General features: G+C 67.0%; 13 protein-coding genes. 3 read left to right on the forward strand and 10 right to left on the reverse strand.

All coding sequences use genetic code 11. The features are described from left to right. Window positions 1–8: 8 nt before the first annotated feature. Window positions 9–1346 (reverse strand): type I glutamate--ammonia ligase, encoded by a 1338-nt coding sequence (gene glnA, locus AC0QSG_RS05650; RefSeq protein WP_435726549.1) that lies wholly within the window; start codon window positions 1344–1346, stop codon window positions 9–11. Between the two features lie 146 nt (window positions 1347–1492). Here glnA and panB point away from each other — a divergent pair, with 146 nt between their 5' ends. Beyond that, window positions 1493–2368, forward strand: coding sequence for a 3-methyl-2-oxobutanoate hydroxymethyltransferase (gene panB / locus AC0QSG_RS05655; RefSeq protein ID WP_475376913.1), 876 nt, complete (start codon window positions 1493–1495; stop codon window positions 2366–2368). A 51-nt stretch (window positions 2369–2419) separates the two neighbouring features. Here panB and AC0QSG_RS05660 read toward each other — a convergent pair whose 3' ends face one another. Further along, the gene (locus tag AC0QSG_RS05660) at window positions 2420–2608 is read right to left on the reverse strand and encodes an SPOR domain-containing protein (protein WP_435726547.1); all 189 of its coding nucleotides are present in this window, start codon (window positions 2606–2608) and stop codon (window positions 2420–2422) included. 47 nt (window positions 2609–2655) lie between these two features. On the opposite strand from AC0QSG_RS05660, the gene map reads away from it, so the two are divergent. Both map and ppgK read left to right on the forward strand, forming a co-directional pair. After that, complete coding sequence (gene map / locus AC0QSG_RS05665; RefSeq protein WP_475376914.1) at window positions 2656–3531, forward strand: type I methionyl aminopeptidase; 876 nt, start codon at window positions 2656–2658, stop codon at window positions 3529–3531. Between the two features lie 50 nt (window positions 3532–3581). Then, window positions 3582–4385, forward strand: a complete 804-nt coding sequence (gene ppgK, locus AC0QSG_RS05670; protein WP_435726545.1) for a polyphosphate--glucose phosphotransferase — start codon at window positions 3582–3584, stop codon at window positions 4383–4385. Here ppgK and nrdR read toward each other — a convergent pair. The 8 genes from nrdR to AC0QSG_RS05710 form a co-directional block, all read right to left on the reverse strand. Further along, window positions 4382–4834 (reverse strand): transcriptional regulator NrdR, encoded by a 453-nt coding sequence (gene nrdR / locus AC0QSG_RS05675; protein WP_435726544.1) that lies wholly within the window; start codon window positions 4832–4834, stop codon window positions 4382–4384. The two genes, ppgK and nrdR, sit on opposite strands and share 4 nt — an antisense overlap. Further along, a complete protein-coding gene (gene hisD, locus AC0QSG_RS05680; RefSeq protein ID WP_475376915.1) occupies window positions 4831–6231 on the reverse strand; it encodes a histidinol dehydrogenase in 1401 nt (466 codons plus the stop codon). Before hisD ends, nrdR begins: the two co-directional genes overlap by 4 nt. Before the next feature lie 27 nt (window positions 6232–6258). Further along, entirely contained in the window at window positions 6259–9765 is a 3507-nt protein-coding gene (gene dnaE, locus AC0QSG_RS05685; RefSeq protein ID WP_475377279.1) for a DNA polymerase III subunit alpha, read from the reverse strand. A 143-nt stretch (window positions 9766–9908) separates the two neighbouring features. Continuing rightward, window positions 9909–10832 carry an RluA family pseudouridine synthase gene (locus tag AC0QSG_RS05690; protein WP_475376916.1) on the reverse strand — a complete coding sequence of 308 codons (924 nt, stop codon included), beginning with the start codon at window positions 10830–10832 and terminating at the stop codon, window positions 9909–9911. Next, window positions 10832–11380, reverse strand: a complete 549-nt coding sequence (gene lspA, locus AC0QSG_RS05695; RefSeq protein ID WP_435726540.1) for a signal peptidase II — start codon at window positions 11378–11380, stop codon at window positions 10832–10834. Before lspA ends, AC0QSG_RS05690 begins: the two co-directional genes overlap by 1 nt. A 90-nt stretch (window positions 11381–11470) precedes the next feature. Then, window positions 11471–12217: a DivIVA domain-containing protein gene (locus AC0QSG_RS05700; RefSeq protein WP_475376917.1), complete on the reverse strand. Its 747-nt coding sequence runs from the start codon at window positions 12215–12217 to the stop codon at window positions 11471–11473. Window positions 12218–12384: 167 nt separating this feature from the next. Then, complete coding sequence (locus tag AC0QSG_RS05705; protein ID WP_435726538.1) at window positions 12385–12672, reverse strand: YggT family protein; 288 nt, start codon at window positions 12670–12672, stop codon at window positions 12385–12387. A 17-nt stretch (window positions 12673–12689) separates the two neighbouring features. Next, a complete protein-coding gene (locus AC0QSG_RS05710) occupies window positions 12690–13205 on the reverse strand; it encodes a cell division protein SepF (protein ID WP_435726537.1) in 516 nt (171 codons plus the stop codon). Window positions 13206–13254: the final 49 nt, after the last annotated feature.

A 13254-nucleotide genomic window follows, 5' to 3' on the forward strand; every position in this document is an offset into this window, starting at 1 on the left:
GTGTTTTCCTAGAGGATGCCCAGATAGCGGTTGATCTCGAACGGACTGACATTCTGCCGGTAGGCATGCCATTCGTCCTGCTTGTTGCGCAGGAAACTCTCGAAGACCTGCTCGCCGAGGATCCCGGCCACCAGCTCCGAGTCCTCCATGCTGCGGATGGCGTCGTGCAGGCTGCCGGGAAGCGGGTCGTGGCCCATGGCGCGGCGTTCGGCCGAAGACAGGCTCCAGACGTCGTCCTCGGCCCCCGGGGGCAGCTCATAGCCCTCCTGGATGCCCTTGAGCCCGGCGCCCAGCAGGACGGCGTAGGCGAGGTAGGGGTTCACCGCGGAGTCCAGACCGCGGTATTCGACGCGCGCGGACTGGCCCTTGTTGGGCTTGTATAGGGGCACGCGCACCAGGGCGGAACGGTTGTTGTGGCCCCAGGACAGGTGGCTGGGGGCCTCGCCCCCGCCCCACATGCGCTTGTAGGAGTTCACGAACTGGTTCGTGATGGCGGTGAACTCGGGCGCGTGGTGCAGCAGGCCGGCGATGAACTGCCGGGCCGTGGTGGAGAGCTGGTATTCCTGGCCCGCCTCGAAGAACGCGTTGCTGTCCCCCTCGAACAGGGAAAAGTGCGTGTGCATCCCGGAGCCCGGGTGGTCCGAGAACGGCTTGGGCATGAACGTGGCGTAGATGCCCTGTTGCAGGGCCACTTCCTTGATCACGGTGCGGAACGTCATGACGTTGTCCGCCGTCTGCAGAGCGTCCGCATAGCGCAGGTCGATCTCGTTCTGGCCCGGTCCGTTCTCGTGGTGGCTGAACTCCACGGAGATGCCGACGGCCTCGAGCATGGTCACGGCCTTACGGCGGAAGTCCTGGCCGACGCCTCCGGTGACGTGGTCGAAGTATCCCCCGTAGTCCACCGGCACGGGTCCGGCCGCTCCGATGTCCGAGGACTCCAGGAGGTAGAACTCGATTTCCGGGTGCGTGTAGCACGTGAACCCCATGTCCGCGGCGGCGGCGAGCTGTCGCTTGAGGACGTTGCGCGGGTCGGCGGGCGACGGCGCGCCGTCGGGCGTCAGGATGTCGCAGAACATGCGCGACGTCGGCTCCGTGTCCCCGCGCCACGGGAGGATCTGGAACGTGGACGGGTCCGGCTGCGCGAGCATGTCGGACTCGAAGATGCGCGAGAGCCCCTCGATGGACGAGCCGTCGAAGCCGAGCCCCTCCTCGAAGGCACCCTCCACCTCGGCCGGCGCCAGGGCGACGGATTTAAGGGATCCGACGACGTCGGTGAACCAGAGGCGGACGAACCGCACGTCCCGCTCCTCGATGGTCCTGAGGACAAACTCCTGCTGACGGTCCACGTGCGGGACTCCTTCCACGGTGGAATGCATACGGCGGCGATGGCTCCGGCCACCGTTTTCCACTCTACTCGGAAGGACCCGCATTACGGCGTTGACGAGCGTGCGGACCCCGCCGTGCGGCCCGGTGTTGAAGTAGGCTGTCGGCCATGAGCCCCGAAGAGAACGCCCCCTACGGGCCCGGTTCCGCCAGTGCCGCGCAGCCGGTTCCGGGGCCGAAGCCCATCGCCCGCATCAGGACCCACCACCTGGCCCAGGCCAAGGCGGAGGGGCGCCGGTTCGCGATGCTCACCGCCTACGACCAGTACATGGCACGGATCTTCGACGAAGCCGGCATCGAGGTCCTGCTCGTTGGCGATTCCGCCGCCAACAACGTCATGGGCTACGCGACGACCCTGCCCATCACGCTCGACGAGATGATCGTGTTCGCCAAATCCGTCACCGCCGGCGCGAACCGGCCGCTGGTGGTCTGCGACCTGCCGTTCGGAAGCTACGAGGTCTCGCCCGCGCAGGCGGTGGAGTCGTCCGTACGCCTGTTGAAGGAAGGACTCGTCCACGCCGTCAAGTTGGAGGGCGGCGCCCATTACGCGGGGCACGTCCGCGCCCTGGCGGCCGCGGGCATCCCTGCCATGGGCCACATCGGATTCACCCCGCAGAGCGAACACGCCCTCGGCGGGTACCGCGTGCAGGGCCGGGGCGAGGCCGCGGCCGCGCTCGTTGCCGACGCACTCGCGCTCGAGGAGGCCGGGGCCTTTTGCGTACTGATGGAAATGGTCCCCGCGGATGTCGCCGCCGAAGTCGACGCCGCGCTGAGGATCCCGACGATCGGGATCGGCGCCGGGGCGGGCACCACGGGACAGGTGCTCGTCTGGCAGGACATGCTGGGGCTGCGCACGGAGAAGGTCGCGAAGTTCGTCAAACGCTACGCCGACCTCGGTACGGAAATCTCGCGAGCCGCCCGCACCTACCACGACGATGTGCTGTCGGGAACGTTCCCGGCCGCCGAGCACGGATTCCAGCAGTAGCTAAGGCTCGGAAGCCCGATGACCGAGGGCGTCCCTGGAGCCACCGCGAGACTAGGCGTCGTCCTCGGCGTCCCACGCCTGGTTGCGGCGCTCCACCGTCTCCAACGCCTTTTCCGCCTCGGCGCGCGTCGCGTAGGGACCCAGCAGTTGGGTCCAGTCCGACTGCGCACCGGTTTCGACCTGCTTCGTGTTGACGTTGAACCAGAAGTCGCCCTGGCCCGTTTCCGTGTTCTCGCTCATGGGGCCACCCTACTCGTGCGAAGAACGATGGCGATAGGATGAATCGCATGCCAAGCACCACCACCGCGCCCGTCGGAAACCTCGTCCCCGGCACGCCCACTCCCCCGCGCCACGTGCCCTCGTCCATCGCCCGGCCGGAGTATGTGGGCAAGCCGGCGCCCGCGAAGTTCGAGGGTTCGGAGGTCAAGGACTCGGAGACCATCGAACGGATCCGGGTCGCGTCCGGCATCGCCGCGCGCGCCCTCCGAGAGGTCGGGCGGGCGGTCGTCCCGGGCGTGACCACCGACGAGCTGGATCGGATCGGCCACGAGTTCCTCCTGGACCACGGCGCGTATCCGTCCACGTTGGGCTACCGCGGTTTCCCCAAGTCGCTCTGCGCGTCCATCAACGAGGTCATTTGCCACGGAATCCCCGACACCACCGAAGTGCGGGACGGCGACATCGTGAACATCGACATCACGGCCTTCACCGGCGGCGTCCACGGCGACACGAACGCGACTTTCCTGGCCGGCGACGTGGACGAGGAGTCGCGACTGTTGGTGGAACGCACCGAGGAGTCGCTGCGCAGGGCGATCCGGGCAGTGGCGCCCGGGCGCGAGATCAACGTCATCGGCCGCGCGATCTCGGCGTACGCGAAGCGGTTCGGGTACGGCGTGGTGCGGGACTTCACCGGACACGGGGTCGGCGAGGCCTTCCACACCGGGCTGATCATTCCGCATTATGACGCCGCACCGGCGTACAGCCGCGTCATTGAAACGGGAATGGTGTTTACCATTGAACCCATGCTCACGTTGGGCACGATCGACTGGGACATGTGGGACGACGACTGGACAGCGGTGACACGCGACCGCAAGCGGACCGCCCAGTTCGAACACACCCTGCTCGTGACCGACGACGGGGCCGAAGTCCTCACCGCGGCGTAGGCGCCACCCCCTTTCATCCGCTGTGCACCATCCATCTTCCGAGGAGCCCGATGTCGAAGACCGACAAGAACAAGACCAAGCACCCCACCGCCATCGGGATCGATATCGGCGGCACGGGAATCAAGGGCGGCATCGTCGACCTGAAGAAGGGCAAACTCGTCGGTGACCGCTTCCGCATCGACACTCCCAAGCCCTCCACGCCCGAGGCCGTGGCCGACGTCGTCGCGGCCATCGTGGCCGAGCTGTCCACGAAGGACGGCGCCCCGTCCGCCGAGGTCCCCGTCGGCGTCACGTTCCCCGCAATCATCCACAAGGGCATTGCGCTGTCCGCCGCCAACGTCGACAAGTCCTGGATCGACACGGACGTGGACACGCTGCTCACCGAGAAGCTCGCCCGCCCGGTCCAGGTCATGAACGACGCCGACGCGGCCGGCCTGGCGGAGGTCCGCTACGGCGCCGGCAAGAACGTCGGCGGAACGGTGCTCGTCATCACGCTGGGCACAGGGATCGGCTCGGCGCTCATCCACGACGGCGTGCTGGTTCCGAACGCGGAGCTGGGCCACCTGGAGATCGACGGAGCCAACGCGGAATCCCGCGCGTCCGCCTCCGCCCGCGAACGCGAAGACCTGCCGTGGGACGAGTACGGCGTCCGGCTGCAGCGCTATTTCTCCCACGTCGAGTTCCTGTTTTCACCGAATCTGTTCGTCGTGGGCGGCGGCATCTCCAAGCGCAGCGAGGACTTCCTGCCGTTGCTGGACCTGCGCACGGAGATCGTTCCGGCCGCGCTGAAGAACAACGCCGGGATCGTCGGCGGCGCGCTCCAGGCGGCCATCCACTTCGGCTTCGCCTCCTAGAGGCCGGACTCGCGCCGCAGCTTGCCGATGGCCGTCTCGAAGTCCTCCAGGGATTCGAAGCCCTGGTAGACGCTGGCGAAGCGGAGGTAGGCCACCTGGTCCAGCTTCTGGAGCGGGCCGAGGATCGCCAGGCCCACCTCGTGGGCGTTGATTTCGGCGCTTCCGGAAGCGCGCACCGCCTCTTCGACCTCCTGTGCCAGAACGGCCAGGTCGTCGTCGGTGACGGGGCGTCCCTGGCAGGCCTTGCGCACGCCGTTGATGACCTTGCTCCGGCTGAAGGGCTCGGCCACGCCCGAGCGCTTCAGGACGCTGAGGCTGGCCGTTTCAACGGTCGTGAAGCGCCGTCCGCACGAGCCGCACTGTCGCCGCCGCCGAATGGCGGAGCCGTCGTCGGTGAGCCTCGAATCGACGACGCGGGAATCCGAGTTCCGGCAGAAGGGACAGATCACGACGACCGTCCCTGGGTTCGGACCAGCACCGCGTCGCCGTGCGCCGGAAGATCCTCGGCCCGCGAAAGAGCCACGACGTGCCCGCCCACCTCCAAGAGTGCCTCGCGGGGGTAGTCGATCACCTGGATCGCCTTCAGGAAGGTGGACACGTTGAGCCCGGACGCGAACGCAGCGGTTCCGCTGGTCGGCAGGACGTGGTTGGACCCCGCACAGTAGTCCCCCAGACTGACCGGGCTGTCCGGCCCTACGAAGATCGCGCCCGCGGCGGTGATGCGGGCGGCGACACCGGCGGCGTCCTTCGTGAGGATCTCCAGGTGCTCGGCGGCGTAGGCGTCGCACACGCGGATCCCCTCGTCCAGCCCGTCCACGAGCACCACGGCCGATTGCGGTCCGGACAGCGCGGCCGCGACCCGGTCCGCGTGCTTCGTGGTTGCCACCTGCCGGAGCAGTTCCCCCCGGACGGCGTCGGCGAGGATTTCCGAATCCGTCACGAGGACGGCCGCGGCGTTCGGGTCGTGTTCGGCCTGGCTGACCATGTCCGCCGCGACGAACCTGGGATCCGCCGTCTCGTCGGCCAGGATCGCGATCTCCGTTGGCCCGGCTTCCGCGTCGATACCGACGATTCCCTTCACCAGACGCTTCGCCGTGGCCACGTACAGGTTCCCCGGGCCAGTGATCACATCGACCGGCTCGATGGCACCCAGACCCGATCCCTCCGGGGCCGACACGCCGTAGGCGAAGGCTGCGATGGCCTGGGCGCCGCCGATGGCGTGCACCTCGTGAACGCCGAGGAGTTCCGCGGCGGCGAGGATCGTGGGGTGCGGCAGTCCACCGAATTCCTTCTGCGGAGGAGAGGCGATGGCCAGCGAACGAACCCCGGCGGCCTGTGCGGGCACCACATTCATGACGACCGAGCTGGGATAGACCGCGAGCCCGCCGGGCACGTACAGTCCGACGCGCCGCACGGGTGCCCAGCGCTGCGTGACGGTGGCACCGTGCGGGTAGGAAACGGTGGTGTCGGCGGGGACCTGGGCGGTGGCGAATTCGCGGGCACGCAGAATGGATTCCTCCAGGCCGGCGCGCACGGCGGGGTCGATACGCTCCAGCGCCTCGACGAGGGCGGACCGCGGGACCAGCGTGTGTTCCCGCTCCACGCCGTCGAAGCGGGCCGCGAGTTCGGTCAGCGCGGCGAAGCCGTCGCGGCGGACCTGCTCGATAATCGCCTCGACCGCGGACGCCGCGGTGTTGAAGTCGAGTTCGGGCCGCGGCAGTGCCGCCCTCAAACCGGCGTGATCCAGGCTCGCGCCCCGCAGGTCGATGGTGCGCAGCTCAAGCGCTCGCAGGTCAACGCCGCGCGGCGCGTCGGGTCCGGGTGTCTGGGATGCTGGGGAAGTCACACCCCAAGTTTACGTTGCCCCGCCCTCCTACACGTCCAGGCAGGCGGGCCCGAGGAGCACCTTGAGGTCACCGAACAGCGCCGGGTTCGGATTGACGCGGAACTCCATGCCCAGGCGCATCAACTGGACGCTTCTCGTGTTGGACAGCTTCACGCGCACCTCCGTGTTGCCCGCATGGGTGCGCAAGACGTCCCCCAGCGCGGAGACCACGTCCTCCGTGGCCTTGTGTCCCGGCAGGCTGATGACCACGGGGCCGGCCAGCCCGTCCTCGCTGATCTCCGGAATCGTCAGTTCCTGCGCGTTGAGGCTGATGGCACCGTCGTCGCGCCGCTGGACCCGACCCTTCACCACCACGATCAGGTCCTCCGCCAGAAGTGTCGCGATGGGGCCGTACACCTGGCCGAAGAACATGACCTCCATGGAGCCGCCGAGGTCCTCCACCTCGCACTTGGCGTAGGCATTGCCGCTGTTCTTCGCGATGCGGCGCTGAAGGGACGTGATCATTCCGGCGATCTTGACGGTATGGCCGTCCTGCGGGCCGTCGTCGGACAGCACTTGGGTGATGGACAGCTCGGCGTGCTGGTCGAGCAGCCCGCCCAACCCCTTCAGGGGGTGGTCCGAGACGTACAGGCCCAGCATGTCCCGCTCGAACGCGAGCTTGTCCTTCTTCTCCCACTCGGGCAGATCGGGTACCTCGACGGCCAGCCCCGACCCCACGGCGGGGTCGTCGAAGGCGCTGAACAGGTCGAACTGGTTGGCGGCCTCGTTGCGCTTGAGCACGATCACCGAGTCGACGGCCTCTTCGTGGATCATCGCCAGCGACCGGCGCGGGTGGCCCATGGAGTCGAACGCCCCGGCCTTCACGAGGGACTCGATGGTGCGCTTGTTGCAGACCACGGCCGGCACCTTCTGCAGGAAGTCGCTGAAGTTCTCGAAGGCGCCCTTTTCCTCGCGCGCGGCGACCATCGCGTGGACGGCGTTCGTGCCCACGTTCCGGATGGCTCCCATGCCGAAGCGGATGTCGTCCCCGACGGGCGTGAAGTTCAGCGCGGACTCGTTGACGTCCGGCGGCAGCACCGTAATGCCCATGTGGCGGCACTCGTTCAGGTACATGGCGGACTTGTCCTTGTCGTCCGCGACGGACGTCAACAGGGCAGCCATGTATTCCGCGGGGTAGTGCGCCTTGAGGTAGGCGGTCCAATAGGACACCATGCCGTAGGCGGCGGAGTGGGCCTTGTTGAACGCGTAGTCGGAGAACGGAAGCAGGATGTCCCACAGCGACTTCACGGCCGCCTCCGAGAACCCGTTGTCCACCATGCCCTGGCGGAATCCGGCGTACTGCTTGTCCAGTTCGGACTTCTTCTTCTTGCCCATCGCGCGACGGAGAATGTCCGCCTGGCCCAGCGTGAAGCCGGCGACCTTCTGCGCGATGGCCATGACCTGCTCCTGGTACACGATCAGGCCGTAGGTCGTGCCCAGGATCTCCTGCAGCGGTTCCTCGAGCTCAGCGTGGATCGGAGTGACGTCCTGCAGGCCGTTCTTGCGCAGCGCGTAGTTGTTGTGCGAGTTCGCGCCCATGGGGCCCGGGCGGTACAGCGCGATGACGGCGGAGATGTCCTCGAAGTTGTCGGGCCGCATGAGCTTGAGCAGAGACCGCATGGGGCCGCCGTCGAGCTGGAACACGCCCAGCGTGTCGCCACGGGCCAGGAGCTTGTAGGACTCGGCGTCGTCGACCTCCAGCCGCTCCAGGTCCAGCTCGACGTTCCGGTTCGCCGCGATGTTCTCGATGGCGTCCGAAATGATCGTGAGGTTCCGCAGCCCGAGGAAGTCCATCTTGATCAGCCCCAGGCCCTCGCAGGTCGGGTAGTCGAACTGGGTGATGACCTGGCCGTCCTGGAACCGCCGCATGATGGGCACGACGTCGATGATCGGGTCGGAGCTCATGATGACGCCGGCCGCGTGCACGCCCCACTGGCGTTTGAGGCCCTCGATGCCCTTGGCGGTTTCGAAGACCTTCGCGGCCTCCGGGTTGGTGGCGACCAGCTCGCGGAACTCCCCCGCCTCGCCGTAGCGCTTGGACTTCGGGTCGTCGATGTCCCCCAGCGGGATGTCCTTGGCCATGACAGCCGGCGGTAGCGCCTTGGTGAGCTGCTCGCCCATGCTGAACGGATAGCCCAACACCCGCGAGGAGTCCTTGAGCGCCTGCTTCGATTTGATGGTGCCGTAGGTGACAATCATCGCCACGCGTTCGTCGCCGTACTTCCGCGTGACGTAGTCGATGACCTCGGAGCGGCGACGGTCATCGAAGTCGACGTCGAAGTCGGGCATGGAGACGCGTTCCGGGTTTAGGAAGCGCTCGAAGATCAGTCCGTGCCGGAGCGGATCCAGGTCGGTGATGCGCAGCGCGTAGGCGACCATCGAACCGGCGCCCGAGCCGCGGCCGGGACCCACCCGGATGCCGTTGTCCTTGGACCAGTTGATGAAGTCGGCCACGACCAGGAAGTATCCCGGGAATCCCATGGAATTGATGACGTCCAGCTCGTAGTCCGCCTGTTTGCGGACATCGTCCGGGATGCCGGCGGGATAGCGGTAGGCCAGGCCGGCGTCGACTTCCTTCACCAGCCAGGACGTCTCGTCCTCGCCCGCCGGGCAGGGGAAGTTGGGCATGTAGTTCGCGTTGGTGTTGAACGAGACCTCACAACGCTCGGCGATGAGCAGCGTGTTGTCGCAGGCCTGGGGGAAGTCGGCGAAAAGCCGGCGCATGTCCGCGGGGGACTTCAGGTAGTAGCCGCTGCCGGAGAACGCGAACCGCGAGCCTCCCTGGTCGTAGGTCGGCTCGAGCAGCGTGGAACCGGACTGGATGGCCAGCAGGGCCTCGTGGGCCTTCGCGTCGTGTTCGTGGGTGTAGTGCAGGTCGTTGGTCGCGACGAGCGGGATCTCCAACTCGTGGGCGAGCCGGACGAGGTCCTTCGTGACTCGCCGTTCGATGTCCAGTCCGTGGTCCATCAGCTCGCAGAAGTAGTTCTCCTTGCCGAAGATGTCCTGGTATTCGGACGCGGCCTGCTTTGCCTCCTGGTAGTGGCCGAGGCGGAGTCGGGTCTGCACCTCGCCCGAGGGACACCCCGTGGTCGCGATCAGGCCCGGGCTGTACGTCTCGAGGAGGTTGCGGTCCAGACGCGGATACTTCCCGAACGCGGAGTCCAGGGAACCGATTGAAGACGCGCGGAAGAGGTTGCGCATGCCCTGGTTGTTGTAGCTGAGCAGCGTCATGTGGGTGTAGCTGCCGCCGCCGGAGACATCGTCCCGGCGCTGGTTCTCCTCGCCCCAGCGAACGCGCGTCTTGTCATTGCGCGCGGTGCCCGGGGTCACGTACGCCTCCACGCCGATGATCGGCTTGATGCCGGCGTCGGTGGCCTTCTTCCAGAAGTCGAAGGCGCCGAACAGGTAGCCGTGGTCGGTCGTGGCCAGGGCCGTCATGCCGAGCCGGTCCGTCTCCGCGAAGAGGTCGGTCAGCCGGGCGGCGCCGTCCAGCATGGAGTATTCCGTATGGTTGTGAAGATGGACGAATCCGCCTGAAGTTGAGCTAGCCACCCATCAATTCTAGGTGCCCGGAGACCCGACGAAGTCGAGGTCCCGCGCACGGGGCGAGCCGTGCCCTGCCCGCCCGGACGGCGGCCTCAGAAGGCGCCGTCGCGGAGCAGTTCCAGGGACTGGGACAGGTCGGCCGGGTAATCGCTCGCGTATTCGACCCACTCGCCGCTGACCGGGTGCGGAAACCCGAGCCGGTGTGCGTGCAACCATTGCCGCGTGAGACCCAGCGCCGCGGCGAGGCGCGGATCCGCGCCATAGGTCTGGTCTCCGGCGCACGGATGGCGCAGTGCGGCAAAGTGGACGCGGATCTGGTGCGTTCTACCGGTCTCCAGCCTGACCTCCACCAGCGACGCGCGGCCGAACGCCTCCATGACCTTGTAGTGCGTGACCGAGTCCCGGCCATCCTCGACGACGGCGAATTTCCAGTCGTGCCCCGGGTGCCGCCCGATGGGGGCGTCGATCGTACCCTCCAGCGGATCGGGGAGGCCCTGGACCACCGCGTGGTACGTCTTCGCGGGTGTCCGCTCCTTGAAGGCTCGTTTCAGGGCGGTGTAGGCGCGCTCGGACGTGGCCACCACCATCACCCCGGACGTCCCGACGTCCAACCGGTGCACGATGCCCTGCCGTTCGGCCGCACCCGACGTCGAGATGCGGTAGCCGGCGGCGGCCAGCGCCCCGACGACCGTGGGCCCCACCCAGCCGGGCGAGGGATGGGCGGCGACTCCGACGGGCTTGTCGATGACCACATAGTCTTCGTCCTCGCCGAGGATCCTCAGGTCTTCCACGGGTTCGACTCTCACTTCCAACGGATCCGGACGCTCCGGAATGGTGACATCTATCTGCTCGCCGACGGCGGCACGGCGGGATTTTCCCGCGGCCCGCCCATTCAAGAGGACATGCCCGTCGGCGCAGAGCTGGGCTGCGTGTGTCCTCGATAGCCCCAGCTGGGCGGCGACGACGGCGTCCAGCCGCGAACCGTCTTGCTCGGCGGCGACGGTGAAGCCGGGCATCAGGGCTTGTCCCCCGTTGTTTCGCGGGATCCGTCGATTCGTAGACCACGGAAAATCAGCACGCAGATCACTGCCATGGAGCAGACAACGAGGGAATCCGCGATGTTGAAGATCGCGAAATTGGGCAAGGCAATGAAGTCCACGACGTGTCCCATCCCGAAGGACGGTTCCCGGAACAACCTGTCGGTGAGGTTCCCCGCCGCCCCGGCGAGCAATCCCCCGAGCCCCGCGGCCCAGACCTTGGAGCCGACCCTGCGCAGGATGAACAGCACGTAAAGCACCACGGCGGCCTGCACGATCGTGAAGATCCAGGTGACGCTCGTGCCGATCGAGAAGGCGGCCCCGGGGTTGAGGATGTAGTGCCAGCTCAACACCGGCGGCAGGACCTCGATGCTCTCGCCCAGTTCCATGTTGGCCTGGACCAGCCATTTGGTCACCTGGTCCAGTGCATAGCCCGCCACGGCGACCGCGGCCGCGAGGCCGAGAAGGGCGCGGTTGCCGCGCGTCGAATGCCCGGTGGCCGACTGGTCCGTCGCTTCGTGCTCCATGGTCTCCCTTAACGTGACGTCGGCGGCCGGAAGACCCGGCCGCCGACGATCTACGGCTTGCTTTTCCCCGGTCGGGGCAGCTACCTATGCCTAGGCGTTTTCCTTCGACTCCGGCGTGGCGACGGATCCCTTCGAATCCAAGTCGCGCAGCTGGCCCTCGATGTACGCCTTCAGACGGCCGCGGTAGTCGCGCTCGAAGCCACGGAGCTGTTCGATCTTGCGCTCGAGCACCGACTTCTGCTGCTCCAGGGAGCTGAGCGTCTTGCGGCTTTTCTCCTCGGCGTCGCTGACCATGGCGTTGGCTTCGATCTGCGCCTCGGCGATGATCTTGTCCCGCTGTTCCACACCGGCGCCGACGTATTCGTCGTGCAGTCGCTGCGCCATCGCCAGGACGCCGGCGGCCGACTCGGCGGTTCCGCCGGAGGCCGCGGGGCCGGCCGGGGCTGCGGGCGCGGACGGCGCCGCTGCGCCTGCCGACGCCGACGGAGCGGCCGCGCCTGCGGAAGCGGACGGGGCGGCGGCGGAAGCCGGGGCGCCCTTTGCGGGCTCGTCCTTCGGGGTCTTGTCGACAACCTGGGACTTGTCGGCCGCAACCGGGGTCGCTTCGGTGGCGGGGGCCGCCGCCACGGGAGCCGGTACGGCGCCGGAGTCGGACTCCGAGTCACCGGACTGCAGTTCGCTGACACGACGGCGGAGCTCGTCGTTCTCCTGGTTCAGACGACGCAGTTCGACGACGATCTCGTCCAGGAAGTCGTCAACTTCGTCCTGGTCGTAGCCTTCGCGGAACTTCGTCGGCTGGAAGCGTTTGTTGACTACGTCTTCTGGCGTAAGTGCCATCTGGTCACCTCAGTTGCTTTGGTTCTTCCACCGACCGCTGGTGCGGCCCGCGTACGCTGATTCACTTTGGGCGCACACGCCACAGCTGCGGCGCCCTCTGCGTCAAGACTATAACGTTTCGGTACGGGAAAACTAACCTGACTACGGAAGCCGTCTCGCCGTCCGGCCTACGCTAGGGATTGGACCACAATCTTGGCTATGATCACGGCGAAATAGAGGATAAGGAAGGCGAGATCCAGCCTCATGCCGCCGAGGTCGACGGGCTTGACCTTGGACCTCAGCCACCGCATCGGCGGATCGGTCACGCGGTAGACCACGCTGGCGGCGACAAGGGCGAGGCCGCGGGGCCGCCAGGAACGGGCGAACATCTGGACGACGTCGAACACGATCCTGATCATCAGGAGGACCTGGACAATGGTCAGCGCTACATACAGGAGACCGAGGAGCAGTGACACGGCGGGGCGCGGTCCGGCTAGCTCTGGTTGAAGAAGGTCGCTTGGCCCTCGGAGGACTTCTTGTCCTCGCCAAGCACCTCAACCGATGACGGCGACAGGAGGAACACCTTGTTGGTGACGCGCTCGATGCTTCCGTGAAGCCCAAACACCAGTCCCGCGGAGAAGTCCACGAGCCGCTTGGCGTCGCCCTCGCCCATGTCCGTCACGTTCATGATGACCGGAATGCCCTCGCGAAAACTCTCGCCGATGATCTTGGCGTCGTTGTACGAGCGGGGGTGGACCGTTGTGATCTGCCGCAATGAAGAATCCTCGTCCCTGGAAGATGGCGCCCGCTTGATGGGGGTCACCGGTGCCCGGTACTCCGTGTCCGTCTCCGGAACCGCGGCCACCGGCTGGTGCGTGCGATCCTCGCGAACCGGCTCCGTGCGCCGCGCCTCCTCATGCTCGTCGACGCCGTAGTTGTCCGAGGCATAGTGCTCGTCACCGTCGGCGAGCCCCAGGTAGATCATTGTCTTGCGCAGCGCGCCAGCCATGGTCTTCTCCTTATGATCGTGCGCGGTCCAAGGGTCTGTTCCGCAAGAG

The sequence above is a fragment of the Arthrobacter sp. LT660 genome, from assembly GCF_056172845.1.

What these genes read in the sequence shown, in the direction of transcription:
- AC0QSG_RS05690 (WP_475376916.1), bottom strand. Translation starts at nt 10,832, where the DNA reads ATGCCCGGCTTCACCGTCGCCGCCGAGCAAGACGGTTCGCGGCTGGAC.
- dnaE (WP_475377279.1), bottom strand. Translation starts at nt 9,765, where the DNA reads ATGCTGGACGGCGCCGCCCGGCTGACCGACCTCTTCGCGGAGACGGAC.
- panB (WP_475376913.1), top strand. Translation starts at nt 1,493, where the DNA reads ATGAGCCCCGAAGAGAACGCCCCCTACGGGCCCGGTTCCGCCAGTGCC.
- ppgK (WP_435726545.1), top strand. Translation starts at nt 3,582, where the DNA reads ATGTCGAAGACCGACAAGAACAAGACCAAGCACCCCACCGCCATCGGG.
- lspA (WP_435726540.1), bottom strand. Translation starts at nt 11,380, where the DNA reads ATGGAGCACGAAGCGACGGACCAGTCGGCCACCGGGCATTCGACGCGC.
- AC0QSG_RS05660 (WP_435726547.1), bottom strand. Translation starts at nt 2,608, where the DNA reads ATGAGCGAGAACACGGAAACGGGCCAGGGCGACTTCTGGTTCAACGTC.
- AC0QSG_RS05700 (WP_475376917.1), bottom strand. Translation starts at nt 12,217, where the DNA reads ATGGCACTTACGCCAGAAGACGTAGTCAACAAACGCTTCCAGCCGACG.
- map (WP_475376914.1), top strand. Translation starts at nt 2,656, where the DNA reads ATGCCAAGCACCACCACCGCGCCCGTCGGAAACCTCGTCCCCGGCACG.
- AC0QSG_RS05710 (WP_435726537.1), bottom strand. Translation starts at nt 13,205, where the DNA reads ATGGCTGGCGCGCTGCGCAAGACAATGATCTACCTGGGGCTCGCCGAC.